Genomic DNA, 24927 nt, shown 5'->3' with positions numbered 1-24927 from the left:
GTCACGGGCGACCGGGTCGAGGTACGGGCGGCCGAGTGCGCCCCGTGGCACCCGGGGCGCTGCGCCGAGCTGCGGGTCGACGGCTCGGTCGTCGGGCACGCCGGTGAGCTGCACCCGACGGTGGTGGCGGCGCTGGAGCTGCCGCGCCGTACCAGCGCGATGGAGGTGGACCTCGACGCGCTGCCGCCCACCCCGGTGACGCCCGCGCCGACGGTCTCCGGCTTCCCGCCGGCGCTTATCGACGTGGCCCTGGTGGTGGACGACTCGGTGCCGGCGGAGCAGGTACGCCGGGCGTTGGAGGCCGGCGCCGGTGAGCTGCTGGAGGACGTCCGACTGTTCGATGTGTACTCCGGCGCGCAGCTCGGCGAGGGTCGCCGGTCGCTGGCGTACAAGCTGACCTTCCGGGCGCCGGACCGGACGCTGACCGTCGAGGAGGCGGTCGCGGCACGGGACGCGGCGGTCGCCGTCGCGGCGGAGCGGCTCGGCGCCGCCCTGCGCGGCGCCTGACGCGGAAGGGACGCCCCGGTACCCGCCACGGGTACCGGGGCCGTCGTCATTCCGGGGCGGCCCACCCGGCGTGTCGAACATCCGACACGCCGTACCGGCCTGCCCGTCGGGCTGCCCCGTTGGGAGCTTTCCGAGGTCGACCCGAGTCGGTAGCCTTTGCCTCGCGAAGGTGAGCGTCGATACCGTTCGCACGGCCTCCACGGCAGGGAGCAGCGCATGATCGAGGCAATCGTCTCCGGGGTGCTCGTCAAGATCGCTGAGGGGTCCGGGGCGGCACTCGTCGACCTGATCCGGCGGCGGTTCGTCCGTCGGGACGAGCCGGGGGCTGCGCTCGAATCCCTGGACCGGGCCGCCCGGGGCGACGCCTCGGCGGACGACCTGGCGACCCTGCGCGCGCTGCTGCGCGACTGCGCGGCCGAGGACCCGGAGTTCCTGCGGGAGCTCCGGCACCAGTCGACGTCCATCGGCACCACGAACGTGGTGGCTTCGAGCAACGTGGGCAAACTGGTGCAGGCCCAGCGCGTCGGCGACATCACGATGTAGCCGAGAGATGACCGCCATGGAGCCCATCTCCGGAAGCTCGTCGCACAACGTGGCCGAGGGCCTGTCGGCACACCAGGTCGTCCAGGTCGGCTCGTCCGGGGCAATCTACGTCGAGCAGCCGCGAACGGTGGCGCGCGCCCCCGAGCCACCACACATGCTGCCGGGCAGCATCGGCCGGATCGTGGGCCGGCACCACCTGCTCGGGGAGATGGACGAGGCGCTGACCGGGCCGGGCTCGCGCTGCTGCATGCTCTGGGGCCTGGCCGGCTCGGGGAAGACCACCCTCGCCCTGGCGTGGGCCAGCTCGCGGATCGCCGACTACCCCGACGGGCAGTTCTTCGTCGACATGTGCGCGTACTCCGGCACGCCGCGGATCGAGGCGCGGGACGCCCTGCGCAGCTTCCTGGCGAGCCTGGGGATCAACCGCTCCGACCTGCCCGACAACGAGGCGGAGTGGGGCGGCATCTTCCGGGCCGTCACCGCTGGTCGACGGTGCCTCGTCATCGTGGACAACGTGGGCTCCTACGAGCAGGTCCGCGACCTCGTGCCGGGCCTCGGGTCGGTGCTGGTGGTCACCAGCCGCCGCGCGGTACCCGAGATGAGTGTCCGGCACGACGCCCGGGTCCTCAAGCTTCCGCTGCTGACCCTCGACGAGGGTGTGGAGCTGATCGCCGAACGGGTCGGGTTCGTCCGCGTCGAACGGGAGGAGACCGCCGCCAAACGCATCGTGCAGCTTCTGGAGGGGCACCCGTTGGCGTTGGCGATCGTCTCGGCGAAGCTCGCCATCCAGACCAGCTGGACGATCAGCGACGCCGCGCGGGGCATCGAGGAGGAGACCAGCCCGCTTCGCTTCCTCGACGACGCCGGCCTGGGCATCGAGGTCGGACGCGTCATCTCCTGGTCGCTCGACGACCTCGACGACGCCACGACGAATGTCCTCTACGTCGCGTCCATGCTGCCCAGCAACGAATTCTCCGTCGCGGTGTTGTGCCTCGTCCTCGACCAGTCCAGGCGGGCCTGCGACCGACGTCTTCAGGCCCTGTGCCTGGCGTCCCTCGTCGACGAGATCAGCCCCGGCCGGTACCGCTTCCACGACATCATGAAGGCCTACCTCGCCGAGACGCTGCCGCAGGCGCTGGAGCACGCCGAACGGGAGCGGACCGCGCGCCGCATCCGGACCGTCTACCTGGCGATGAGCTACGCCGCCGACCGTGCCATCGATCCCCACCGAAGCTCGCTGGCGGTGGACCGGGAACTGCTGGCGGTCATCGGGTCCGCCAGCTTGACCGTGGCCGAGGCCCTCTCCTGGTTCGAGTCGATCACCCCGGCGATGACCCACCTCATCCGGGACGCCTGGGCGGGCGACGACGTCGCCTTCATCACCCGCTTCGCGCGCGCCGTCAACACGTTCCTCTACTGGCGCCAGGACATCACGAGGACGCTCACCATCCAGCGGGAGGCCGTCGCGGCGGCCGTCGCCGGTGACCCGGCGATGGAGGCGCTGTCCCGACGCGCCCTGGGGCGGGCTCTGGCGGATGTCGGTCAGCTCGAGTCGGCGAAGGAGCAGCTTCTTGCCTCCATGGCGCTGGACGAGGCGGCGGGCGACGACTCCGGCCGGGCATCGGCGCAGCACGCCATGGCGGAACTCGCCCTCCGCTCGGGCGACCACCGGGACGCGCTGCGCTGGGGGCTGCGGGCGGCCCGGGAGTCACGCGGCAGCGACAACGTCGTCCGCGAGGCCCGTGGCCTGTACGACGCGGCCCGCGCCCTGAACGCGGCGGGCCACCATTCGTGGGCCAGCGCGCTCGGCCTGCGTAGCCTCGCCATGTGCGAGGAGCGGGGCAGCGACTTCGGTCGGGCGCTGGCCCTGCGCCTCCTCGGCGCGACCGCCCTGGCATCCGGTGACCTCGACGCGGGCTGCACCTGGTTGGAGCGCGCCTGGCGGATCGAGGAGACCCTCGGGAACTTTCGTTCCGTCCGGACGATCCTCGGCCAGCTCGACGACGCGTACGGTCGGAACGGGAACGCGAGCGCCGTGGCGGAGGTCCGGCGGGCGCTGGCCCGCCTCGAGCACTATCCGGATCTGACCCAGTCGACGCTCGTGGTCGGGACCCCGGCGCCATGAGTCCTCGGTATGCTCCGCTCGTCCCGGCGCACGAGGTGGCCAGCCCCTCGTCGTACCGGCAACTCCGCCGGGAACGGGACGCCACCAGGTTCCGCCACGAGCTGGCCGCGCTGATCGCCCGTGCGTGCCGTGACGAGGCGGACGGCACGCTCCTGCGGAGCAGCTTCGCGTCCCTGAGCGCTGACCTCGCGGCCGAGGGTGCGCTCAGCTTCGCCGGGCTCGTCCCGTCCGAGCGGTTCGATCCCGCGCGGCGGGCGTACGACCGGGCGATCGACACCAGGGGCAGTCGTGGTTCGCTGCACAGCTACCTGAACGTCGCGGACGCGGGCTCCCTGATCGACATCCCCGGGTTCCGGGAGGCCTTCGCCCATCCGTTGCTGGTCGCGCTCGTCGCGCACGCTCTCGGCGGGCCGGTGAAGATCATCGACCTGCGGGCCAAGGACACCCAGCCGGTCGACGTCGTGGCGCGGGACAACACCCTGCACGTCGACAACAGCCCCTTCATGGACGAGTTCAAGGTGATCGTCACCTGGACGATGGGCAGCGGCCGAGGGCCTTCCGGCCAGGGACTCACCTACCTGCCCCGCACCAACCGGCTCCTGCGGCAGTGCTACCTGGACGACGACGGCAACGTGTGGAGCGACGAGGACAGCTGCATCTTTCCCACCCGGGACCGGGTGGACGAGGCGCTCGCCGCCCAGGCCCGCTTCTTCGACGACGGCCGCCCGCGAGTCGTCCACCTCCAGGACCTGGCGGCGCCGTGCCACACGATCTTCGCCGCGAGCCGGTTGGTCCACCACCGCTACCGCACGGCCGCGGGTGGGCCCCGCAGCGCGATCATGGCGGCGTTCCACCGGACCGACGAGGGCACCGGCTTCCTCGGCGTCGGCGACGTCCCCGGGTCGGCTCTCGACCGGTTCCTGCTGGGCGGCGGGGACGGGCGACCCTTCCTGGAGTTGCTCGCCGGCGAGCTGCCCCGGCTCCTCGCGGCGCTCAGGGCGGCCGCGTCCCGGCCCGGCCTCGTGGTCGACCCCGACCGCCATCTCCTTCGCGACGAGAGGCTTCGCGCCTGGTACGAGCGGCAGAGCGCGGGCGTGTCGCTCGACCGGCTTCGTCGCGCCACCCTCGCCGCGGCCGTCGACGACGCGTCCGTCCTGCGCCGACTCGTGCTGCGGATGCAGTACGACCTGCAGGGCGCCCTGAACATGCCGCTCTACGTCGACCTGCGGGAGGAGGTGCGTAAGCGGGCCCGGATCGTGATCCGGGAGATGACGGCGGAGCACATCCGGGACACCGTTGCGCGGTACGACCTGGAAGCCGTCCTCCGAGCGGCCGCCGCGCCACCGCCCCGGCCGGTCGGCGAACTCGCCGGGGAACTGCACTCCGGGCTGGTCGCGCTGGACCGGCTCACGTCGGCGGCGGTCGCGTCCCGGCCCGTCGGCCCGGTCTGGGGATCGACCGAGGCGGCCGTGGCCGCGCGGTCCCTGCGGCGCTTCATCGTCGACCTGTGCCGGGTGGCCACCGACATCCCGGACGAGGGGTCACTGGTCACCGGTTGTGTCTTCGCCGCCCTCGGCGCGGCGTTGGCCGATGACCTCTTCGACCTGGGCGAGCAGGGCCGCGAGATCACCACCAGACTGTTCGCGATGTACGCCCGGCTGGCGGTGCCCGCGCCGGACGAGCGCCGCGCGGCCCACCCGGAGCGGCCAAGCTCGACACCTATCTCGAGTCGGTGAACGAGGAGCGACAGACCACCAAGCTCGCGTCCGAGGTCTGGTTCCAGGCCGCCTCCGCCGAGGTGACCGCGCGCAACGACTACTTCGTGCGCGCACTGGTGCGGCGGGTGCTGCCGCCGGGGGAACCCTCGCCGGAGTCGGGTGAACTCGGCGCGCTCCTGGCGGATCCCGCAGCGCTGAGCGCGTACTACTGGCAACGGGTCGAGACCGCGAAGCCGGTGGCGGTGCACTTCGGCGCGGCGGACCTGGACACCCTCGACGGCTACTTCCGGCTGACGGCGGGCCGGAGCCTGTCGGCCGCGCTGGCCCGCCTGCGCGCGGAGATCACCCCGGGCTCGCCGGCCGCGCACCTGCTCCGCCGCATCGATCGGCTCGCGCTTCGGCGGGGCCGATCCCATGCCGAGGCGTGCCGGACCGTCATGAGCGAGTTGTCGATGCGCTGGCCGGATCTCGGCCAGGCGTGCCGGGGTGGCCCGGACGCGCCGCCGTCGGGGGAGAGCGCCCTGCTGACGACCACCGAGGCGCGCGAGTTGGCTCGCGTGTACCTGCTGGCCCGACTCTGCTTCAGCGCCGAGGAATTCCGGATCGCCCAGGTGCTGGCCGGGAGTCCGCGAGTCCGGTACGCCATCCTCGCCACCCAGCTGTACCTGGTCTCCGAGGTGTCGCGATCGGCGTCGGAGCTGGCCGATGCCTGGGGCACGGCGAAGATCCTCCTGCCGTTCAGCGAGGCCTTCGTCAACCGGTCGGGCTACTCGTCGTCCGGCATCGACCTCGCGCCGAACCCGAAACTGATCACGGTCATCGGCCACAACGTGCTGCCGGCCGTGGCTGGTGAGTTGATCAGGCGGGCGGCCACCGTCGACGCGCTGGACGGGGGCATTTTGGCCGACGGTGTCCTCGCGGCGGTGCGACGTGGCGTCTTCAGCGTCACGATCGGCCTCTTCCACCGGACCGACAGCCGGGACACGGTCTCCCTGTCCGGGCTGAGCAGGCGGGTCTGCCCGGCCGTCCGGCCGTTCGGCGCGTTCTGTCAGCGCTGGTTGCCGTACTTCTTCGACCGATACCCCCAAGTCGACGGTGGGCGCACATTCATGCAGTGCTCCACATAAAATTGCAGTCGGCGGCTCTTGCTGCTAGCCTTCGTTGCATAGTCATGCGGAGGTGAGTATGGGGATCCGAGTCGCGGTCGCCGGTGCGAGCGGCTACGCCGGAGGTGAGCTGCTGCGCCTAGTCGCCGGGCACCCGGAGTTCGACCTGGTCGCCGCCACCGCGCACAGCCGGGCCGGGCACCGCGTCGACGTGGTGCACCCGCAGCTGACCGGGCTCGACCTGGTGCTCGCGAGACCGATCCGAGCAGCCTGGCCGACGCGGACCTGGTCTTCCTCGCCCTGCCGCACGGCCAGTCGGCGGCCCTCGCGGCTCAGCTCCCGGCCGAGGTGCGGATCGTCGACCTCGGCGCGGACCACCGGCTGACGACCCGTACGCCTGGGCGCAGTACTACGGTGGCACGCACGCCGGGCAGTGGACCTACGGCCTGCCCGAGCTGCCCGGCCAGCGTGAGCTGATCGCGGGCTCGACCCGGGTGGCCAACACCGGCTGCTACGCCGCCGCGATCACCCTGGCGCTCGCGCCGCTGATCGCCGAGGGCGCGGCCAGCCCCGCCGACGTGGTGGTGGTCGCCGCCTCCGGCACCTCCGGCGCGGGACGGGCGGCCAAGCCGCACCTGCTGGCCAGCGAGGTGATGGGTGACCTGTCGCCGTACCGGGTCGGCACCCACCAGCACGTACCGGAGATCAAGCAGGCCACCGGCGCGACCGGCCTGTCGTTCACCCCGGTCCTGGCGCCGATGCCGCGCGGCATCCTGGCCACTGTCACCGCGACGCCGGTGCGCGGCGTCGACCCGCAGCAGGTGCTGGCGCGGGCGTACGCGGACGCGCCGTTCGTGCATGTGCTGGCGGAGGGCCGATGGCCGCACACCGCCGCGACGCTGGGCTCCAACTCGTGTCACCTCCAGGCCACCGTCGACGTCGACTCCGGTCGTCTGATCGTGCTCAGCGCGTTGGACAACCTGGGCAAGGGCGCCGCCGGTCAGGCCGTCCAGAACGCCAACCTGATGCTCGGCCTGCCGGAGACGACGGGCCTGTCGATGTGGGGGGTTGCCCCGTGAGTGTCACCACCCCCCGGGGATTCCGGGCGGCCGGCGTGGCCGCCGGTCTCAAGGCCAGCGGTGGCGCGGACGTCGCCCTGGTGGTCAACGACGGTCCCGATGCCGGCGTGGCCGGTGTCTTCACCACCAACCGGGTCAAGGCCGCGCCGGTGCTCTGGACGCAGCAGGTGGTGCAGGGCGGTGTGGTCCGTGCGGTGGTGCTCAACTCCGGTGGGGCGAACGCCTGCACCGGCCCGGCCGGCTTCCAGGACACGCACGCCACCGCCGAGCACACCGCCGCCGCGCTGACCTCGGTCAGCCCACGGCTGCTTCTCGGCGCCGGTGAGGTAGCGGTCTGCTCGACAGGTCTGATCGGTGAGCGGCTGCCAATGCCGAAGCTGCTGCGCGGGGTCCGCTCGGCGATCCGGGGGCTGTCCCGGGACGGCGGCCCGGCCGCCGCCGAGGCGATCATGACAACGGACACCCGGCCGAAGACGACTGTGGCGCGGGGCAGCGGCTGGTCGGTCGGTGGCATGGCCAAGGGCGCCGGGATGCTCGCGCCGGGCATGGCCACCATGCTCTGCGTGCTCACCACCGACGCGGTGGCCGGGCCGGCGATGTTGGACGAGGCGTTGCGGGCGGCCACCAGGGTCAGCTTCGACCGGGTCGACTCCGACGGTTGCATGTCCACCAACGACACCGTGTTGCTGCTGGCCAGCGGCGCGAGTGGGATCGAGCCGACGCCGGCCGAGCTGGCCGCCGCGGTCACCGCCGCCTGTCACGACCTGGCCCAGCAGTTGGTGGCCGACGCCGAGGGCGCCACCAAGCAGATCGCCATCGACGTGGTCGGCGCGCCACCGAGGACGAGGCGGTCGAGGTGGGTCGCACGGTGGCCCGCAACAACCTGGTGAAGACGGCGCTGTTCGGCAACGACCCCAACTGGGGGCGGATCCTCGCCGCCGTCGGCACGACCGCCGCCGCGTTCGAGCCGGACGAGGTGGACGTGGCGGTCAACGGGGTGTGGGTGTGCCGGGGCGGGGCCGCCGCCGAGGACCGTTCGAAGGTGGACCTGACCGGGCGGGACGTGACGATCCGGATCGACCTGCACGCGGGCGCGGCGGCCGCGACGATCTGGACCAACGACCTGTCCCACGCGTACGTGCACGAGAACTCGGCGTACTCCACATGAGCCTCAGCAGCGACCTGGCCCGCGCCCAGGCCAAGGCGGAGACGCTGATCGAGGCGTTGCCCTGGTTGGCGCGCTTCTCCGGCTCCACCGTGGTGGTCAAGTACGGCGGCAACGCGATGACCGACGCGGAGTTGCAGCGGGCCTTCGCGGCCGACATGGTTTTCCTGCGTTATGCCGGCCTCAAGCCCGTGGTGGTGCACGGCGGCGGCCCGCAGATCTCCGCCATGCTGGGTCGGCTCGGCATCGCCAGCGAGTTCCGGGGTGGTCTGCGGGTGACCACCGCCGAGGCGATGGACGTGGTCCGGATGGTGCTGGTCGGGCAGGTGGGCCGGGAGTTGGTCGGGTTGATCAACTCGCACGGTCCGTACGCCGTCGGTCTCTCCGGCGAGGACGCCCGGCTCTTCACCGCGGTGCGCCGCCCGGCGTACGTGGACGGGCTGCCGGTCGACGTCGGCCAGGTCGGGGACGTCGAGTCGGTCGACGTGTCCGCGGTGACCGACCTGATCGAGGCCGGCCGGATTCCGGTGATCTCCACGGTGGCTCCGGACGCGGAGGGGGTGCTGCACAACCTCAACGCGGACACCGCCGCCGCGGCGCTGGCCATCGCGTTGCGGGCCCGGAAGCTGGTCGTGCTCACCGACGTGGCCGGCCTGTACGCCGACTGGCCGGACACCACCAGCCTGGTCTCCGAGATCACCGCGGACGACCTGGCCAAGCTGCTGCCCAGCCTCGAGTCGGGGATGGTGCCCAAGATGGAGGCCTGCCTGCGGGCGGTGCGTCAGGGAGTGCCGGCCGCGCACGTCGTCGACGGTCGGGTGGCGCACTCCACGTTGCTCGAGGTGTTCACCTCGGAAGGGTTCGGAACGATGGTGGTGCCGGGAGACGGGATGGTCGGGTCGTGAGCACGTTGGCGCAGCGTTGGGGTCAGTCCATGATGGACAACTACGGCACGCCGCCGCTGGCGTTGGTCGCCGGCGCCGGGGCCGTCGTGGTCGACGAGGCCGGCCGGGAATACCTCGACCTGGTCGGCGGCATCGCGGTGAACGCCCTCGGGCACGCCCATCCGGCCGTGGTGGCGGCGGTGTCGAAGCAGGTCGCGACCCTCGGGCACGTCTCCAACCTCTACGTCGCCGAGCCGCCGGTCGCGCTGGCCGAGCTGCTGTTGGCGCTCGCCGGCCGCCCCGGCCGGGTCTTCTTCGCCAACTCGGGCGCGGAGGCGAACGAGGCGGCGTTCAAACTGTCCCGGCTCACCGGCCGCCGGCACGTGGTGGCCACCCATGGCGGCTTCCACGGCCGCACCATGGGCGCCCTCGCCCTGACCGGCCAGCCGGCCAAGGCCGACCCGTTCCGGCCGCTGCCCGGCGAGGTGACCCACGTCGACTACGGCGACGTCGCGGCCCTCGACGCGGCCGTCTCCGACGCCACCGCCATGGTGATCCTGGAGCCCATCCAGGGTGAGAACGGTGTGCTCGTGCCGCCGGCCGGTTACCTCACCGCGGCCCGGCGGATCACCGCCCGGCACGGCGCGCTGCTGGTCCTCGACGAGGTGCAGACCGGCATCGGACGCACCGGGCACTGGTTCGCCCACCAGGCCGAGGGCGTGGAACCGGACGTGGTCACCCTGGCCAAGGGGCTGGGCGGCGGGCTGCCCATCGGTGCCACGGTGGCCTTCGGCGCCGCGGCGGAGCTGCTCACCCCCGGCTCACACGGCACCACCTTCGGCGGCAACCCGGTCAGCTGCGCGGCGGCGCTCGCCGTGGTGGCGACCATCGCCAACGAGGGCCTGCTCGACAACGTCAAGCGGGTCGGGGAACGGTTGCGTCGCGGCATCGAGGCGCTGGGCCACCCGCTGATCGCCGGGGTACGCGGTGCCGGGCTGCTGCTCGGCGTGGCGCTCACCGCCCCGGTGGCGCCGGTGCTGGCCGAGGCCCTGCGGGAGGCCGGCTTCCTGGTCAACCCGGTGCAGCCGGGTGTGCTCCGACTGGCCCCGCCGCTGATCCTCACCGCCGCCCAGGTGGACGCCTTCCTCGCGGCGTTGCCCGCCGCGCTCGACGCGACCGCGCCGGCGGCGGCCGGCACGGCGACCGAACCCGCCACCCAGACCACCTCGATGGGGACGACTCGATGACCCGGCACTTCCTGCGCGACGACGACCTCACCCCCGCCGAGCAGTCGACGATCCTCGACCTGGCGGCGCGGATGAAGGCCGACCGGTTCGGCCACCGGCCGCTCGCCGGCCCCCGCTCGGTGGCGGTGCTCTTCGACAAGCAGAGCCTGCGGACCCGGATCTCCTTCGACGCGGGGATCGCCGAGTTGGGCGGGCACCCCCTGGTCGTGGACACCCAGGTCACCCACTTCGGCCGCGGTGAGTCGCTGGCCGACGCGGGGCGGGTGCTGTCCCGCTACGTCGCGGCGATCGTGCTGCGCACCCACGGTGACGACCGGATCGCCGAGGTGGCGTCGGGTGCCACAGTGCCGGTGGTCAACGCGCTCACCGACGGCTTCCACCCGTGCCAACTGCTGGCCGACCTGCTGACCGTCCGGGAACGGTGTGGCGGGACCGCCGGCCGCACCCTGGCGTACGTGGGGGACGGCGCGAACAACATGGCGCATTCGTACCTGCTGGCCGGGGCGGTGGCCGGCATGCACGTCCGGGTCGCCGGCCCGGTCGGGTTCGCGCCGGACGAGGCCGTGCTGGACCGCGCGGCCCGGATCGCCGCCGACACCGGCGGGTCGGTGCGGGTGCTGATCGACCCGGCTCAGGCGGTCCGCGACGCCGACGTGATCGCGACCGACACCTGGACGTCGATGGGTCAGGAGTCCGACGGGTTGGACCGGGTCACCCCGTTCCTGCCGTACCAGGTCAACAAGGAGCTGCTCGGCCAGGCCGCGCCGGACGCGATAGTGCTGCACTGCCTGCCGGCGCACCGGGGCGAGGAGATCACCGACGAGGTGCTCGACGGCCCGCAGAGCGCGGTCTTCGACCAGGCGGAGAACCGGTTGCACGCGCAGAAGGCGCTGCTGGCCTTCCTGCTGGACACGGCGGCCGGGGAGCGACGGTGAGCGCGCCGCTGACCCGCGCGGCCCGGCACGCCCGGATCTTGGAGCTGATCCGTGGCACGGCGATCCGGTCGCAGACCGAGCTGGCCGACCTGCTCGCCGCCGACGGCGTCGGCGTCACCCAGGCCACCCTCTCGCGGGATCTGGAGGAGTTGGGCGCGGTCAAGGTGCGCGGCGGCGACGGTCCGGCGGTCTACGTGATCCCCGAGGACGGCCAGCGGCCGTTGCGCGACGCCGAGGCCGCGCCGGCCCGACTGGTGCGGCTGCTGCACGAGCTGCTCAACGGGGTCGACTCCAGCGGCAACATCGCCGTGCTGCGGACGCCGCCGGGCGCGGCCCAGTACCTGGCCAGCGCGTTGGACCGGGCGGGCCTGCCCGAGATCGTCGGCACCATCGCCGGGGACGACACCATCCTGGTCGTGGCCCGCGACCCCGCCGGGGGGACCGCGCTCGGCAACAAGCTCGCCGGCTGGGCTCGCCGGGTGGACACCGTGGAAGGGAACAGCACACCATGACCGAGCAGGTCGACCCCGCGTCCGTCGCCACCGCGTCGGCCGCCGCCCGGCTGGGCGGTGCCCGACGGTGACCGCCACAATGGGCGGCGTGGACGACAAGAGCCTGACCGAGAACAGCGCCGCCACCAACCGGACGAGCCTCTGGGGTGGCCGGTTCGCCGGCGGCCCCGCCGAGGCGCTCGCCCGACTGTCGGTGAGCGTGCAGTTCGACTGGCGCCTGGCCCCGTACGACATCGCCGGTTCCCGGGCGCACGCCCGGGTGCTGGCCGGCGCCGGCCTGCTCGACCCGGAGGAGTTGGGCCGGATCCTGGCCGCCCTGGACGACCTGGAGGCCGCCTGCGCCTCCGGAGCGTTCCGCCCGACCGTCGACGACGAGGACGTGCACACCGCGCTGGAGCGCGGGCTGTTGGAGCGGCTCGGCAGCCTCGGCGGCAAGTTGCGCGCCGGTCGGTCCCGCAACGACCAGGTCGCCACCGACCTGCGGCTCTACCTGCGCGACCACGCCCGGGGCGTGGCCAGTCGCCTGGTCGAGCTGGCGGACGCGCTGGTCGAGCAGGCCGAGCGGCACGTCGACACCGCCGCGCCCGGCATGACCCACCTCCAGCACGCCCAGCCGGTCACCTTCGGGCACTGGCTGCTCGCCCACGTGCAGCCGTTGCTGCGCGACCTGGAGCGGCTGCGCGACTGGGACCACCGGGCGGCGGTCAGCCCGCTCGGCGCGGGCGCCCTCGCCGGGTCCGGGCTCCCGCTGGACCCGGTGGCCGTGGCCAAGGAACTGGGCTTCCGGACGTCGTTCGCCAACTCGATGGACGCCGTCGCCGACCGGGATTTCGTCGCGGAGTTCCTCTTCGCCACCGCCATGATCGGGGTGCACCTGTCCCGGCTCGGTGAGGAGGTGGTGCTCTGGACCTCGCACGAGTTCGGCTGGGTGGAGCTGGACGACTCGTTCGCCACCGGCTCGTCGATCATGCCGCAGAAGAAGAACGCGGACATCGCCGAGTTGGCCCGGGGCAAGTCCGGCCGGTTGGTCGGCGGGCTGATGACCGTGCTCACCATGCTCAAGGGTCTGCCGATGACCTATGACCGGGACATGCAGGAGGACAAGGAGCCGGCCTTCGACGCGGTCGACACCCTGGAGCTGCTGCTCCCGGCCCTGGCCGGGATGATCTCCACGATGACGGTCCGGGTCGACCGGCTCGTCGCCGCCGCCCCGGTCGGCTTCTCCCTCGCCACCGAGGTCGCCGACTGGCTGGTCCGGCGCAACGTGCCGTTCCGGGACGCGCACGAGATCACCGGCCGGCTGGTGGCGCTCTGCGCGGCCGGGAATGTGAGCTGGAGGAGGTCTCCGACGAGGACCTGGCCGCGGTGAGCGAGTACCTCGACCCGTCGGTGCGCGACGTGCTCTCGGTCCGTTCGGCTCTCGCGGCCCGGACCACCCCCGGTTCCACCGGCCCCGGCCCGGTCGCCGACCAGCTCGCCGCCGCGGCGGACCGGCTCGGTCAGCTGGCGGGAGTGGGCCGCCGAACCTGTCGTTCCGCGCTGACCGTGCCGGCGCGTCGGCGCTCGCCGCCGGCGCGCCGGCCGGTTCAGGCCGTCGGGCGCTCCCGCTTCGGGAGCTTCGCCACCACCATGTCGTACGACGCGTCGACCGCCTCGGTCAGCTCCTCGTCGTCGATCCCGCCGTCCAGGTGCAGCGTGTTCCACCCGGACCGGCCGATGTAGGCCATCACGCTGGCGTCGTCGGGGTGCCGGTGCAGCCACTCGTCGGCCACCTCGCGGGTCGGCCCGCACTTGATGCCGACCGTCGGCCGGCCCCCGCCGCTGCCGAGGAACGCGAAGATCCGGCTGCCCACCTTGACCACCTCGTCGCCCTCCCACGGCCGGTCCAGCCACGCTCCCGGCTTGGCCAGGCAGTACGCCAACATCTCCGCGCGCTCCATGGGTGCCTCCTCGTCGTGCGCACAGTGTGCCCGCCCGACCGCCGTCGCACGTGCGCCGTGCCGATCCGGGCGGCCCGGCGCCGATCAGGCGGTCTGCTCGGACGAGCGGGCGGCGACCCGCTCGTAGCGCTGCCGGGCGGCCTGCGCGCTGCCCAGGCCCAGCCCGTACGCGATCGCCTGCCAGGTCAGCCCCCGGTCGCGGGCCAGCGTCAACAGCCCGGCCTCGAGGGCGTCCAGCTCGGCGCGGACGTGTGGCAGCAGGGTCAGCGCGGCGGTGAGGTCGCCGGCGTCGACCGGTTCCTCGGTGGGCTCGCGCTCGGCTCCGCCGGCGGCTAGCGCGGTGACCAGGGCCACCGCCTCCCACGGGTCCAGCACGTACGGGTGGGCCCAGCGCCCCCGCTGGCTGTCGGTGCCGGCGTGCCGCTCGCTGATGCGTTGCAGCGCCTCGTGGGTGCGGTGGGCGCGGGCGCGGGCCGGATGTGGAGCGGTGAACGGATCGTCCGTCGTCATACCCCGAGCACACACCCTCAACTCCCTGTTGTCAACAAGTCGTTGAAAATCGACAGTGTCGAGTTGTCGTTTCCGCTTCCCCGACGTTTCCTGTACCGGTGGACTACTCATGGCTGCACGCCCCCGCCGACCAGGTGCCCAAGACGGCGCAGACCCTGCTGGGTTGGGAGATCGCGGCCAACGGCGTCCGGATCAGGCTGACCGAGGTCGAGGCGTACGCGGGCACCGGGGAGGATCCGGCCTCGCACGCCCACCGGGGTCCGACGCCCCGCACCCGGGTGATGTTCGGCCCGGCCGGGCACGCCTACACCTACTTCGTGTTCGGCGTGCACTGGTGTCTGAACATCGTGTGCGGCGCCGAGGGAGAGGCTTCCGCCGTCCTGCTGCGCGCCGGCGAGGTCGTCGACGGCGTGGACACCGCCCGCGAACGCCGGGGCGGGACGGTGCCCGACCGTGACCTCGCTCGGGGGCCCGCGAGACTGGTGGTCGCGCTCGGCGTCACCGCGTCCGCCAACGGGACGTCCGTGCTCGACGGGACCGGGCCGCTGCTGCTGACCCCGCCGACCCGGCCGGTCCCGAGAACAGCCATCTCCGCCGGCCCCAGGGTCGGGGTGGCCGCCGCGCACGAGGTGCCCTGGCGCTTCTGGATCACCGGCGACGCCACCGTGAGCACCTATCGACGGCACACGCCGCGCCGCCGGACCGCGCCAGTGCCCAATCGATAGTTTGGTCGAGTCAAGATCGGACACTGTCGAAATATGGCACTGGGATAAGGTCCGCCCGGAGGTGTGGGGTGAGTTTCCGGCTGGCGGCGTACGCCGTGTGTATCAAGGGTGAGCGGGTCCTTCTCGTTCACTACGTGACACCGACCGGCGAGACGCACTGGACCCTGCCCGGTGGCGAGGTCGAGCACGCGGAGGACCCGTTCGACGCGGTGATCCGGGAGGTCGCCGAGGAGACCGGCTACCAGGCGTTGGTCGAGCGGCTGTTGGGCGTGGACTCGAGGGTGATCCCCGCCGCCGAGGCGCGGTTCGGCGTCGAGCACCAGAACGTCGGCATCTTCTACGGCGTCCGCGTCGTCGGCGGGGTGCTCCGCTCCGAGGCGAACGGCGAGACCGCCGAGTCGGTCTGGACCCCGTTGCCGGACGTGACCCGACTGCGCCGGTCGGCGGTGGTCGATGTCGGCCTCACCCTGGCGCGGACCTGCCCGCCGACGGGCCATGTCGCCCCGGTCCCGGTCGGCGGCCTCATCCAGCACTGAGCGGGGTCGGTAGCGCCTTTGCGGGCGTGTGCCTCGCGGAACCTGTCGGAGGGTGTGGCCATAATCACCGCACCTGCTCACCGACGGTATGGAGGGTTCCATGACAACGCTGCTCGCGATCGGCACCGCCAAGGGTTTGTTTCTCGCCACCAGCGCCGACGACCGGCGCAGCTGGGAGATCACCGGTCCGCACTTCCCGATGACCGGCGTCTACGCGGTCGCGATCGACACCCGTCGACCCACCCCGCGGCTGCTCGCCGGCATGACCAGCTCACACTTCGGGCCGAGCGTCGCCACCAGCGACGACCTCGGTGCCTCCTGGGACGAGCCCGACCAGGCACCGGTCGCGTTCCCGGCCGACACCGGCGTGTCCCTCGGGCGGGTCTGGCAGTTGATGCCGGCCGGCCCGGAGGAGCCGGACGTGATCTGGGCCGGCACCGAGCCGTCGGCGCTGTTCAAATCCACCGACGGTGGCCGCAGCTTCGAGCTGGTCCGGGCGCTCTGGGACCATCCGCACCGCCCGCAGTGGGAGGCCGGGTTCGGCGGTCAGGCCGTGCACACCGTGCTGCCCCACCCGCGCGATCCGGCTCGGCTGCTGGTCGCCATGTCCACCGGCGGGGTCTACCGCTCGGAGGACTCCGGGGCGAGCTGGGCACCGGGTAACACCGGCATCCGCGCCTACTTCATGCCGGACGAGTGGCCCGAGTTCGGCCAGTGCGTGCACAAGGTCGCCCGCGACGCCGGCAACCCCGAGCGGCTGTACGCGCAGAACCACCACGGCGTCTACCGCTCCGACGACGACGGCCGCACCTGGTCGTCGATCGCCGACGGGCTACCCAGCGACTTCGGCTTCCCGATGGTGGCCCACCCGGCGCGGGGCGGCACGGTGTGGACCTTCCCGCTGGTGGCCGACGGCGAGCGGTTCCCGACCGACCACCGCTGCCGGGTGTTCCGGTCCGCCGACGGCGGCGGCAAGTGGGAGCCGCTGTCGGTGGGGCTGCCCGAGGGCCCGTTCTACCCAGCGGTGCTGCGTGACGCGATGTGCGCCGACGACGCGACCCCCGGCGGGGTCTACTTCGGCACCCGCTCCGGTTCGGTGTTCGCCAGCCGGGACGAGGGCGACTCGTGGTCAGTGGTGGCGGCGCACCTGCCCGACGTGCTCTGCGTTCGGGCCGCGGTGGTCTGAGCATGGTCACCGTGTTGCTGCCCGGTCCGCTGCGCGGCGAGGCCGGTGGGGCGAGTCGGCTGAGCGTCGACGCCGCGGGGACGCTACGCGCGGTCCTCGACGAGCTGGCCGCCCAGCATCCCCGGCTGTCCCGGCGGCTCCGCGACGAGCGCGGCGAGCTGCGCCGCTACGTCAACGTCTTCGTCGACGGGGAGGACTGCCGGCACTCCGGCGGTCTGGCGATGCCGGTCGGCGACGGTGCCGAGGTGCAGGTGTTGCCATCGGTGGCGGGCGGCTGAGCGACAGGCCGGGAGGTGACCGGCGCCACTGCGGGGCGTACCGACGACGGAATAGTTGACTCGTCAAATAAGTTGTGGGCTGCGTCCGGGTACCACGACGGCACCCGGTTGACACGCGAGGAGCTGGTCATGCAGTTCGGAGTCTTCACCGTCGGTGACGTCACGGTCGATCCGACCACCGGTCGGGAGCCGACCGAGCATGAGCGGATCAAGGCGATGGTCGCGATCGCGTTGAAGGCCGAGGAGGTCGGCCTGGACGTCTTCGCCACCGGCGAGCACCACAACCCGCCGTTCGTGCCGTCGTCGCCGACGACCATGCTCGGCCACATCGCCGCGCGCACCGAGCGGCTGCTGCTGTCCACCGCCACCACGCTGATCACCACCAACGACCCGGTGAAGATCGCCGAGGACTACGCGATGCTCCAGCACCTCTCCGACGGCCGGGTGGACCTCATGATGGGTCGTGGCAACACCGGCCCGGTGTATCCGTGGTTCGGCAAGGACATCCGCGCCGGCATCCCGCTGGCCATCGAGAACTACGACCTGCTGCACCGACTGTGGCGCGAGGACGTGGTCGACTGGAAGGGCAAGTACCGCACCCCGTTGCAGTCGTTCACCTCGACGCCGCGCCCGCTCGACGGCGTGCCCCCGTTCGTCTGGCACGGCTCGATCCGCAGCCCGGAGATCGCCGAGCAGGCCGCGTACTACGGCGACGGCTTCTTCGCCAACCACATCTTCTGGCCCAAGGAGCACACCCAGCGGATGATCGCGCTCTACCGCCAGCGGTACGCGCACTACGGCCACGGCAGCGCCGACCAGGCCATCGTCGGCCTCGGCGGGCAGGTGTTCATGCGCCGCAACTCGCAGGACGCGGTCCGGGAGTTCCGTCCGTACTTCGACAACGCCCCGGTCTACGGGCACGGGCCGTCGCTGGAGGAGTTCACCCGGGAGACCCCGCTGACCGTGGGCAGCCCGCAGCAGGTCATCGACCGCACCCTCGGCTTCCGGGAGTACGTCGGCGACTACCAGCGGCAGCTGTTCCTGATGGACCACGCGGGCCTGCCCCTGAAGACGGTGCTCGAGCAGCTCGACCTGCTCGGCGAGGAGGTCGTGCCGGTGCTGCGCAAGGAGTTCGCCGCGCTGCGCCCGGCGCACGTGCCGGAGGCGCCCACCCACGCCTCGCTGGTCGCCGCCGCCGGCGGCGCCAAGGACAGCACCGTGCACGCCGTCGACGACGTGACGGGCAAGGCGCCGGAGGGGGCCACCCGATGACCCAGCGCAGCCTGGCCGTGGTCTCGGCGGGGCTGAGCCAGCCCTCGTCGACCCGGCTGCTCGCCGACCAGCTCGCCGCGGCCACCCGCGACGAGCTGGTCAGGCGCGACTCCGAGGTGCGGCTGCACGTCGTCGACCTGCGGGAGTACGCCCACGACGTGGTCAACAACATGCTCACCGGGTTCGCGCCGGCGGCGCTGCGCGAGGTCGTCGACACGGTGACCGGCGCGGACGGCCTGATCGCCGTCACCCCGATCTTCAGCGCCTCCTACAACGGGCTCTTCAAGTCCTTCTTCGACGTGTTGGACAAGGAGTCGCTGGTCGACCGGCCGGTGCTGATCGGGGCCACCGGCGGCACCGCCCGGCACTCGCTGGCGCTGGAGCACGCGGTCCGCCCGATGTTCGCGTACCTGCGGTCGGTGGTGGTCCCGACGGCGGTCTTCGCCGCCCCGGAGGACTGGTCCGACGGCACCGCCGACGGCGCGTTGCGCGGTCGGATCCGGCGCGCCGCCGCCGAGTTGGCCGACCAGATCGAGCGTCGGCCGCCGACCGGCGGCCCCGCCGACCCGTTCGCCCTCACCACCGACTTCCTGCAGATGCTCGGCCGAGGAGACGACGCGCCGGTCAGTTGACCGGGTACGGGTGGGCGACCAGCACCGGGCAGTGCGCGTGCTGGATCGCCGCCTGACTGACCGACCCGAGCAGCAGACCGGCGAATCCGGCCCGGCCCCGGGTGCCCACGACCAGCAGCGACGCCGTGCCGCTGGCCTCGATGAGCCCCTGGGCCGCGCCGGCCGCCCGGACCGGATGCTCCCGCACCACCAGGTCCGGGTAGGCCGAGCGGGCCGCCATGGAGGCGTCGGCCAACAGCCGCACCGCCTCGGCCTGGTACGCGGCCTGCGACTCCTCGATCTCCTCCGGCACCGGTCGACCTGCGTCCGACGGGCCCACGTGGGTCAGCACCAGCGGCACGTCCCGCAGCGCCGCCTCGTCGGCCCCGTAGCCCACAGCGAGCCGGGACGACTCGGACCCGTCGACGCCGACCAACACCGGGGCGTCCACCGGGATCGGTTGCTCGTCCGGGCGGATGACCAGCACCGGGCACCGCGCGTGCGCGGCCACCTGGGCGCCGACCGAACCGAGCAGCAGCCCGGCGAAGCCGCCCAACCCGCGACTGCCCACCACGACCAACTCCGCCCGGCGGGACTCCTCCACCAGGGTGGCGCCCGGGCCGCCGGCAATCTGACGTACCTCGGCGACGAGGCCGGGCCACCTGTCGGTCAGGTCGGCCGCCGTCCGCTCCAACATCTTCTGCGCCTGCTCGGAGGGCACCGGCACCCCGAGTTCGTACGGGTTGAGCGGCACGCCGTAGCCGAACGGATGCAGGTAGCCGTGCACCAGCAGCAGCGGCCGGGACCGCAGCAGTGCGGCCCGCGCGGCGTGCTCGGCGGCGACGAGACTGGCCGGCGATCCGTCGACGCCCACCACGACAGGTCGGTTCATTCGTGCCCCCTGGGTCGGTCAGGTCATTGTCGACCGGGTGACCGCCCCGACGTGGCCGGACGCGCCGGCTCCGGGTGTCGACCCCGAACCGCGCGCCCCCGTCCCGGTCGGCCCGGCTGCGTACCATCGCCCGATGACCCCAGAGCTGCGGCTGCGTCCGGTCCGTGAGGACGACCTCGTGGAGTTCTTCCTGCACCAGCAGGACCCGGAGGCCAACCGGATGGCGGCCTTCGGCCCCAAGGACCCCGCCGACCACCGCGAGTTCGCCCAGCACTGGGCCCGGGTGCTGGCCGATCCGGCGAACCGGGTCCGCACGATCGAGGTTGCCGGCGCGGTGGTCGGCTACGTCACCGCCTTCCCGGTCGGGGAGCAGACCGAGGTCAGCTACTGGATCGACAGGGCCCGCTGGGGCCGCGGTCACGCCACCGCGGGCCTCGCCGCCCTGCTGCGCGAGCTGCCCCGGCCGGTGCACGCCCGCGCCGCCAAGGACAACGCCGCCTCCCTCGCGGTGCTCCGCAAGTGCGGCTTCGTGGTGGTCGGGGAAGACTCGGGGTACGCCAACGGCCGGGGGGCGGAGGTCGAGGAGTGGCTGCTGGAGCTGGCCGCCGACGGCCCTGACCTGGGCGGGCACTAGTCTCGCGGAGTGAACTGGTTGGATCTGGTCGGCTGGGCCGGCTCCGCGGTGCTGGTCTGGTCGCTGTTGCAGTCGCGCGTCCTGCGGTTGCGCGCGCTCAACCTCATCGGCAGTGTCGTGCTGATCGGCTACAACGCCGCGATCGAGGTCTGGCCGATGGTCGGCCTCAACCTCGTGCTCGCGGCGATCAACATCTGGTATCTGCGCGGGATGCTCGCCACCCGTCACGACGAGAAGACCTACCAGGTGGTGGAGGTCGGCGTCGGCGACCAGTTCCTCGCACACACCCTGCGGGTGCACGCCACCGACATCGCCCGGTTCAACCCCGGCTTCCACTGGGACCCGGACGCGTCGGGGCGCTCCGCGTTCCTGGTGGTCACCGCCGACGAGGTGGTCGGGGTGGTGTTGTCGCACGCCGAGGCGCGTGGCGTAGCCCAGATCGACCTGGACTACGTGACACCGAAATTCCGGGACCTCACCCCGGGCGAGTTCGTCTACCGGCGTAGTCACCTGTTCACCGAACGCGGCTTCCACCGGGTGGTCAGCCCGCCCCGGATGGTCGCCCCCTACTACCACCGCCTCGGCTTCCGCCCGGAGGGCGACTCGTACGTCCTCGACCTGCCGGCCACCCCGGCCACCGATCCCCGGTAGCGGCACCGGCGTCCGGTTCGCACCGACCGACGACCTGACCCGGCGTCGACGGGGCAGGATTCGGCCGGCGCCGGACGGGGCAAAGACACGCCTATGCCGGGCGGGCTCGCCGACCGGCGGGCGCCGCGCGTACCAACCGGCGTCACCACCGCAGAGGGAGCGAACCGGGCGTGCAGAGCTACGGGAGCCAACTGGCCCTGGTCGGAATCCTGGTCGTGATCAACGCGCTCTTCGCCGGCAGTGAGATGGCGCTGGTGTCACTGCGGGACAGCCAGATCCAACGGTTGGAACGCACCAGTCGAGGCGGGCGGGTGCTGGCCCGACTCGCCAAGGACCCGAACCGCTTCCTGGCCACCATCCAGATCGGCATCACCCTCGCCGGTTTCCTGGCCTCCGCCGCCGCGGCGGTCTCCCTGGCCAAACCCCTCGTGCCGCTGCTCGGGATGTTCGGGGGTGCCGCCGAGACGGTGGCGATCGTGATCGTCACCCTCGCGCTGACCTTCGTCACCCTGGTCTTCGGCGAGTTGGCGCCCAAACGGATCGCCATGCAGGCCGCCGAGCGGTGGGCGCTGCTGGTGGCCCGCCCGCTCGACCTGCTCGCCAGCCTCACCCGCCCGGCCGTCTGGGCGCTCGGCGCCACCAGCGACCTGGTCGTCCGCCTGGTCGGGCTCAACCCGAAGCACGAGCCGGAGGAGATCGGCCCGGACGAGCTGCGCGACATCGTCGCCGGCAACCACGGCTTCACCAAGGAGCAGCGCACCATCATCGCGGGCGCGGTGGAGATCGCCGACCGGCGGTTGCGGGCTGTCCTCGTACCCCGGTTGCAGGTCTTCACGCTCGACAGCGGAACCACCGCGGAGGCGGCGCGGTTGGTGCTGGCCGCCACCGGGCACTCCCGGGCTCCGGTGGTGCGCCACGGCGGCCTGGACGACACGGCCGGGGTGATCCACCTGCGCGACCTGGTGGGGGTGCCCGACGACCGCCCGGTCGACGAGATCGCCCGGCCGCCGATGCTGCTGCCCGACTCGCTGCCGGTGGTGGAGGCGCTGCGCCAGTTCAAGGCGGAGCGCCAGCACATCGCGCTCGTCGTCGACGAGCGCGGCGCCGTCGACGGCATCGTGACGCTGGAGGACATCCTGGAGGAGATCGTCGGCGAGATCTACGACGAGACCGACCGGGACGGGTACTCGGTGCGCCGCGACGCCGATGGCGCGCTGCTGCTGCCCGGCACGTTCCCGGTGCACGACCTTCCGGACATCGGCGTCGAACTGCCGTCGCGCCCGGCCGGTGACTACACCACCGTCGCCGGGCTGGTGCTGGCCCGGCTCGGGCACATCCCCACCGTCGCCGGGGAGGACGTCACGCTCGACGGCTGGGTGCTGGTCGTCGCCGACATCGACCACCGGGCCATCACCGAGGTACGGCTCAGCCGCGTTCCCGACGAGCCCGAAGCGGACGCCGCCACCGACAGCGACACGGACGCCGAGCCGGTGCTGGACGAGGCCCGCAGCTGACCCGTCCCGGGGGGCGGCCGGTCAGTCGCGGGTCAGGTTCTGCAACCGCACCTGGCCCCGGGCGACCAGCCGCTCGCCGGCATCGGTGATCTCCACCTGCCAGAGCTGCTGGCTACGGCCCCGGTGCACCGGCGTGCCGACCGCGGTCAGCTCGCCGTCCCGGACGGCCCGCAGGAAGTCGGTCTGATTCGACACCCCGACCACCGTGCCCCGGTCGGCCAACCAGAAGGCGCCGCCGACGCTGGCCGCGGTCTCCACCACCGCGCAGTACACGCCGCCGTGCAGGAGGCCGAACGGCTGGTGCAGCTCCGGCCGGACCTGCCAGCGAATGACCACCCGGTCGGCGGTCGCCTCCTCGAACGTGAGGCCGAGCAGGGCGGCGAAACCACCCGTCAAGTCCGGAATCTCCACGGCGAACCCCTCCTCGATCAACGGCGGGCAAGCCTAGCCGGGGCAGCTTGCGCCAAACCCGGTACGGGTCGGTGCCGGCGATGGGGGAGAATCGGTGACCGTGACCGACAGCAGCCCCCCGCCGCCCGGGCGGGACTCCCTGACCGACGACCTGCTCTGGCGTGGCCTGATTCAGGACTCGACCGGCCTCGACGAGCTGCGCGAGCTGCTCGACGGTGGGAATCCCGCCACCTACTACGTGGGCTTCGACCCCACCGCGCCGAGCCTGCACGTCGGCAACCTCATGCAGGTTCTGATGGCCCGCCGGCTGCAACTCGCCGGCCACCGCCCGTTGCTGCTGGTCGGCGGGGCGACCGGGCAGATCGGTGATCCCAAGGAGAGCGCCGAGCGGGCACTCAACCCGACCGAGGTGATCGCCGGCTGGGTCGAGGGGATCCGTGCGCAGCTCGCGCCCTTCGTGTCGTACACCGGCGACAACGCGGCGCAGCTGGTCAACAACCTGGACTGGACCGGCGAGCTGTCGATCGTCGAGTTCCTCCGCGACGTGGGCAAGCACTTCCCGGTGAACAAGATGTTGGCGCGGGAGGTGGTGCGGGCCCGCCTGGAGACCGGCATCAGCTTCACCGAGTTCAGCTACCAGCTGTTGCAGGCGAACGACTTCTTCGAGCTGCACCGCCGGCACGGCTGTCGGCTCCAGTTCGGTGGCTCCGACCAGTGGGGCAACATCACCGCCGGCGTCGACTACGTCCGCCGGCGGGGAGCGGGCCCGGTGCAGGCGTTCACCACGCCCCTGGTTACCAAGTCCGACGGTACGAAGTTCGGCAAGAGCGAGGGTGGCGCGGTCTGGCTCGACCCCACGATGACCAGCCCGTACGCCTTCTACCAGTTCTGGCTCAACGTGGAGGACCGGGAGGTCGACCGCTACCTGCGGTACTTCAGCTTCCGCACCCGAGACGAGCTGGAGGAGCTGGCCAAGGCGACCGCGGAACGGCCGGCCGCCCGACTGGCGCAGCGGGCGCTCGCCGAGGAGCTGACCGCCCTGGTGCATGGTCCCGACGAGGCCCGGCAGGCGGTCGCCGCCAGCCAGGCGCTCTTCGGTCGGGGTTCGTTGGACGACCTGGCCCCGGAGACCCTGCGCGCGGCGCTCACCGAGGCCGGCCTGGTGCGTCTCACCGGCGAACTGCCCGACGTGGCGGGTCTGTTGCGGGACTCCGGGCTGGTGACCGGTCTCAAGGAGGCCCGTCGGGTGATCGCCGAGGGCGGCGCCTACGTCAACAACAACCGGGTGACCGCTGTGGACGCCGGGGTGTCACCGGCCGATCTGTTGCATGGTCGGTACCTGGTGCTGCGCCGGGGGAAGCGCTCGTTCGCGGGCGTTGAGCTGGCTGAATAGCCGGCTGTCGACGATGTGACGGGGGACGCGTCCGGCGGATTTGACGATCATCCCGCCGGACGCGTAACTTTCTCTCTGCCAGCGCGGAACGGACGAAACAGGCGAAAGCCTGGAAGGCCGGAGCGCGGGAATGACCGCCGGGTCGGAGGGGTTGCACTCCTTGGAGCCGGTACCGGTGGTGCCCCCAAGATTCGCCGCGAGGCGGATTTGGTGCGGCGGAACCGACCGGGTAAGGTTAACGACCGGCAGGGCACCGGGCGAGCGTGCGGGACACCGCAGCGGCCGGCCTGCCAACCCCGTGACGAGAGCGGCGCAAGCCGGTCGAGACATGGTGCCCGCAGGAGTGGACAAAGCACGACGAACCGCGAAACACCGGTTTGACACGGCGGAAACCAGCGGGTAACGTAGTAAAAGTGCCTGGCGCTGAGAGCGGTGGGGACGCGGTACGGAAATGCCCCGGTTGGGGTTCCGCTGTGGTGGGGCTTCTGGTCGGTGTGTGGTTGTTCTTTGAGAACTCAACAGGGTGCTTGTAAAGCCAGTGCCAATTATGATT

The 24927-nt window shown here is 72.4% G+C and carries 24 protein-coding genes and 2 pseudogenes; 22 read left to right on the top strand and 4 right to left on the bottom strand.

What is annotated here, in order from left to right:
* The 12 genes and pseudogenes from JM949_RS17000 to argH all read left to right on the top strand — a co-directional run.
* Positions 1-507: phenylalanine--tRNA ligase subunit beta-related protein (locus JM949_RS17000; protein ID WP_456320233.1), on the top strand; the 507-nt coding region annotated here is incomplete at its 5' end.
* Between the two features lie 216 nt (positions 508-723).
* The gene (locus JM949_RS16995) at positions 724-1050 is read left to right on the top strand and encodes a hypothetical protein (RefSeq protein WP_203149420.1); all 327 of its coding nucleotides are present in this window, start codon (positions 724-726) and stop codon (positions 1048-1050) included.
* Positions 1051-1057: 7 nt separating this feature from the next.
* On the top strand, positions 1058-3175 hold the full coding sequence (locus JM949_RS16990; RefSeq protein WP_238433320.1) for an NB-ARC domain-containing protein: 2118 nt from the start codon (positions 1058-1060) through the stop codon (positions 3173-3175).
* Positions 3172-4911 (top strand): hypothetical protein, encoded by a 1740-nt coding sequence (locus JM949_RS16985; RefSeq protein ID WP_203149418.1) that lies wholly within the window; start codon positions 3172-3174, stop codon positions 4909-4911. Before JM949_RS16990 ends, JM949_RS16985 begins: the two co-directional genes overlap by 4 nt.
* Positions 4908-6020: a hypothetical protein gene (locus tag JM949_RS16980; protein ID WP_203149417.1), complete on the top strand. Its 1113-nt coding sequence runs from the start codon at positions 4908-4910 to the stop codon at positions 6018-6020. The genes JM949_RS16985 and JM949_RS16980 overlap by 4 nt, the downstream gene beginning before the upstream one ends.
* A 58-nt stretch (positions 6021-6078) precedes the next feature.
* Positions 6079-7078: pseudogene (argC, locus tag JM949_RS16975) on the top strand (N-acetyl-gamma-glutamyl-phosphate reductase).
* A pseudogene (gene argJ / locus JM949_RS16970) lies at positions 7075-8246 on the top strand (bifunctional glutamate N-acetyltransferase/amino-acid acetyltransferase ArgJ). The pseudogenes argC and argJ overlap by 4 nt, the downstream one beginning before the upstream one ends.
* A complete protein-coding gene (argB, locus tag JM949_RS16965) occupies positions 8243-9148 on the top strand; it encodes an acetylglutamate kinase (protein WP_203149416.1) in 906 nt (301 codons plus the stop codon). Before argJ ends, argB begins: the two are co-directional and overlap by 4 nt.
* Positions 9145-10374 (top strand): acetylornithine transaminase, encoded by a 1230-nt coding sequence (locus JM949_RS16960; RefSeq protein ID WP_203149415.1) that lies wholly within the window; start codon positions 9145-9147, stop codon positions 10372-10374. The genes argB and JM949_RS16960 overlap by 4 nt, the downstream gene beginning before the upstream one ends.
* Positions 10371-11309 (top strand): ornithine carbamoyltransferase, encoded by a 939-nt coding sequence (argF, locus tag JM949_RS16955; RefSeq protein ID WP_203149414.1) that lies wholly within the window; start codon positions 10371-10373, stop codon positions 11307-11309. The genes JM949_RS16960 and argF overlap by 4 nt, the downstream gene beginning before the upstream one ends.
* Positions 11306-11821 carry an arginine repressor gene (locus tag JM949_RS16950; RefSeq protein ID WP_203149413.1) on the top strand — a complete coding sequence of 172 codons (516 nt, stop codon included), beginning with the start codon at positions 11306-11308 and terminating at the stop codon, positions 11819-11821. The genes argF and JM949_RS16950 overlap by 4 nt, the downstream gene beginning before the upstream one ends.
* A gap of 67 nt (positions 11822-11888) precedes the next feature.
* The gene (gene argH, locus JM949_RS16945) at positions 11889-13190 is read left to right on the top strand and encodes an argininosuccinate lyase (protein WP_407664777.1); all 1302 of its coding nucleotides are present in this window, start codon (positions 11889-11891) and stop codon (positions 13188-13190) included.
* A 217-nt stretch (positions 13191-13407) separates the two neighbouring features.
* On the opposite strand, the gene JM949_RS16940 is transcribed toward argH, so the two are convergent.
* Positions 13408-13761: an MmcQ/YjbR family DNA-binding protein gene (locus tag JM949_RS16940; protein ID WP_203149412.1), complete on the bottom strand. Its 354-nt coding sequence runs from the start codon at positions 13759-13761 to the stop codon at positions 13408-13410.
* 84 nt (positions 13762-13845) lie between these two features.
* Positions 13846-14271 carry a DNA-binding protein gene (locus JM949_RS16935; RefSeq protein ID WP_203149411.1) on the bottom strand — a complete coding sequence of 142 codons (426 nt, stop codon included), beginning with the start codon at positions 14269-14271 and terminating at the stop codon, positions 13846-13848.
* Between the two features lie 98 nt (positions 14272-14369).
* On the opposite strand from JM949_RS16935, the gene JM949_RS16930 reads away from it, so the two are divergent.
* From JM949_RS16930 to JM949_RS16905, 6 genes are all read left to right on the top strand, one after another.
* Positions 14370-14996 carry a DNA-3-methyladenine glycosylase gene (locus JM949_RS16930; RefSeq protein WP_203149410.1) on the top strand — a complete coding sequence of 209 codons (627 nt, stop codon included), beginning with the start codon at positions 14370-14372 and terminating at the stop codon, positions 14994-14996.
* 68 nt (positions 14997-15064) lie between these two features.
* On the top strand, positions 15065-15532 hold the full coding sequence (locus JM949_RS16925; protein ID WP_203149409.1) for an NUDIX hydrolase: 468 nt from the start codon (positions 15065-15067) through the stop codon (positions 15530-15532).
* Positions 15533-15632: 100 nt separating this feature from the next.
* Positions 15633-16718, top strand: a complete 1086-nt coding sequence (locus JM949_RS16920) for a WD40/YVTN/BNR-like repeat-containing protein (protein ID WP_203149408.1) — start codon at positions 15633-15635, stop codon at positions 16716-16718.
* 2 nt (positions 16719-16720) lie between these two features.
* Positions 16721-16996 (top strand): ubiquitin-like small modifier protein 1, encoded by a 276-nt coding sequence (locus JM949_RS16915; protein WP_203149407.1) that lies wholly within the window; start codon positions 16721-16723, stop codon positions 16994-16996.
* 129 nt (positions 16997-17125) lie between these two features.
* Positions 17126-18268, top strand: a complete 1143-nt coding sequence (locus JM949_RS16910; RefSeq protein ID WP_203149406.1) for an LLM class flavin-dependent oxidoreductase — start codon at positions 17126-17128, stop codon at positions 18266-18268.
* Positions 18265-18900, top strand: coding sequence for an FMN reductase (locus JM949_RS16905; RefSeq protein WP_203149405.1), 636 nt, complete (start codon positions 18265-18267; stop codon positions 18898-18900). The genes JM949_RS16910 and JM949_RS16905 overlap by 4 nt, the downstream gene beginning before the upstream one ends.
* Here JM949_RS16905 and JM949_RS16900 read toward each other — a convergent pair.
* Positions 18893-19771 (bottom strand): universal stress protein, encoded by an 879-nt coding sequence (locus JM949_RS16900; RefSeq protein WP_203149404.1) that lies wholly within the window; start codon positions 19769-19771, stop codon positions 18893-18895. The genes JM949_RS16905 and JM949_RS16900 overlap by 8 nt on opposite strands.
* Before the next feature lie 133 nt (positions 19772-19904).
* Here JM949_RS16900 and JM949_RS16895 point away from each other — a divergent pair, with 133 nt between their 5' ends.
* From JM949_RS16895 to JM949_RS16885, 3 genes are all read left to right on the top strand, one after another.
* Positions 19905-20405 (top strand): GNAT family N-acetyltransferase, encoded by a 501-nt coding sequence (locus JM949_RS16895; protein WP_203149403.1) that lies wholly within the window; start codon positions 19905-19907, stop codon positions 20403-20405.
* A gap of 9 nt (positions 20406-20414) precedes the next feature.
* Positions 20415-21056: a hypothetical protein gene (locus JM949_RS16890; protein WP_203149402.1), complete on the top strand. Its 642-nt coding sequence runs from the start codon at positions 20415-20417 to the stop codon at positions 21054-21056.
* Positions 21057-21226: 170 nt separating this feature from the next.
* On the top strand, positions 21227-22570 hold the full coding sequence (locus JM949_RS16885; RefSeq protein ID WP_203149401.1) for a hemolysin family protein: 1344 nt from the start codon (positions 21227-21229) through the stop codon (positions 22568-22570).
* A gap of 21 nt (positions 22571-22591) precedes the next feature.
* On the opposite strand, the gene JM949_RS16880 is transcribed toward JM949_RS16885, so the two are convergent.
* A complete protein-coding gene (locus JM949_RS16880; protein WP_203149422.1) occupies positions 22592-22999 on the bottom strand; it encodes a PaaI family thioesterase in 408 nt (135 codons plus the stop codon).
* A gap of 82 nt (positions 23000-23081) precedes the next feature.
* Between JM949_RS16880 and tyrS the strand changes: the two genes are divergently transcribed.
* On the top strand, positions 23082-24374 hold the full coding sequence (gene tyrS, locus JM949_RS16875; protein ID WP_203149421.1) for a tyrosine--tRNA ligase: 1293 nt from the start codon (positions 23082-23084) through the stop codon (positions 24372-24374).
* The last annotated feature ends 553 nt before the right edge of the window (positions 24375-24927 follow it).

Source organism: Micromonospora tarensis (assembly GCF_016803395.1).
GTDB classification, from domain to species: Bacteria; Actinomycetota; Actinomycetes; order Mycobacteriales; family Micromonosporaceae; genus Micromonospora; species Micromonospora tarensis.
This window is presented reverse-complemented; position numbering and strand designations above follow the sequence as displayed.

Coding starts and splice junctions, on each gene's coding strand:
- JM949_RS16895 (WP_203149403.1), top strand. CDS start 19,905: ATGACCCCAGAGCTGCGGCTGCGTCCGGTCCGTGAGGACGACCTCGTG.
- JM949_RS16940 (WP_203149412.1), bottom strand. CDS start 13,761: ATGGAGCGCGCGGAGATGTTGGCGTACTGCCTGGCCAAGCCGGGAGCG.
- JM949_RS16995 (WP_203149420.1), top strand. CDS start 724: ATGATCGAGGCAATCGTCTCCGGGGTGCTCGTCAAGATCGCTGAGGGG.
- JM949_RS16915 (WP_203149407.1), top strand. CDS start 16,721: ATGGTCACCGTGTTGCTGCCCGGTCCGCTGCGCGGCGAGGCCGGTGGG.
- argF (WP_203149414.1), top strand. CDS start 10,371: ATGACCCGGCACTTCCTGCGCGACGACGACCTCACCCCCGCCGAGCAG.
- JM949_RS16935 (WP_203149411.1), bottom strand. CDS start 14,271: ATGACGACGGACGATCCGTTCACCGCTCCACATCCGGCCCGCGCCCGC.
- JM949_RS16985 (WP_203149418.1), top strand. CDS start 3,172: ATGAGTCCTCGGTATGCTCCGCTCGTCCCGGCGCACGAGGTGGCCAGC.
- JM949_RS16900 (WP_203149404.1), bottom strand. CDS start 19,771: ATGAACCGACCTGTCGTGGTGGGCGTCGACGGATCGCCGGCCAGTCTC.
- JM949_RS16910 (WP_203149406.1), top strand. CDS start 17,126: ATGCAGTTCGGAGTCTTCACCGTCGGTGACGTCACGGTCGATCCGACC.
- JM949_RS16990 (WP_238433320.1), top strand. CDS start 1,058: ATGACCGCCATGGAGCCCATCTCCGGAAGCTCGTCGCACAACGTGGCC.
- JM949_RS16920 (WP_203149408.1), top strand. CDS start 15,633: ATGACAACGCTGCTCGCGATCGGCACCGCCAAGGGTTTGTTTCTCGCC.
- argB (WP_203149416.1), top strand. CDS start 8,243: ATGAGCCTCAGCAGCGACCTGGCCCGCGCCCAGGCCAAGGCGGAGACG.
- JM949_RS16905 (WP_203149405.1), top strand. CDS start 18,265: ATGACCCAGCGCAGCCTGGCCGTGGTCTCGGCGGGGCTGAGCCAGCCC.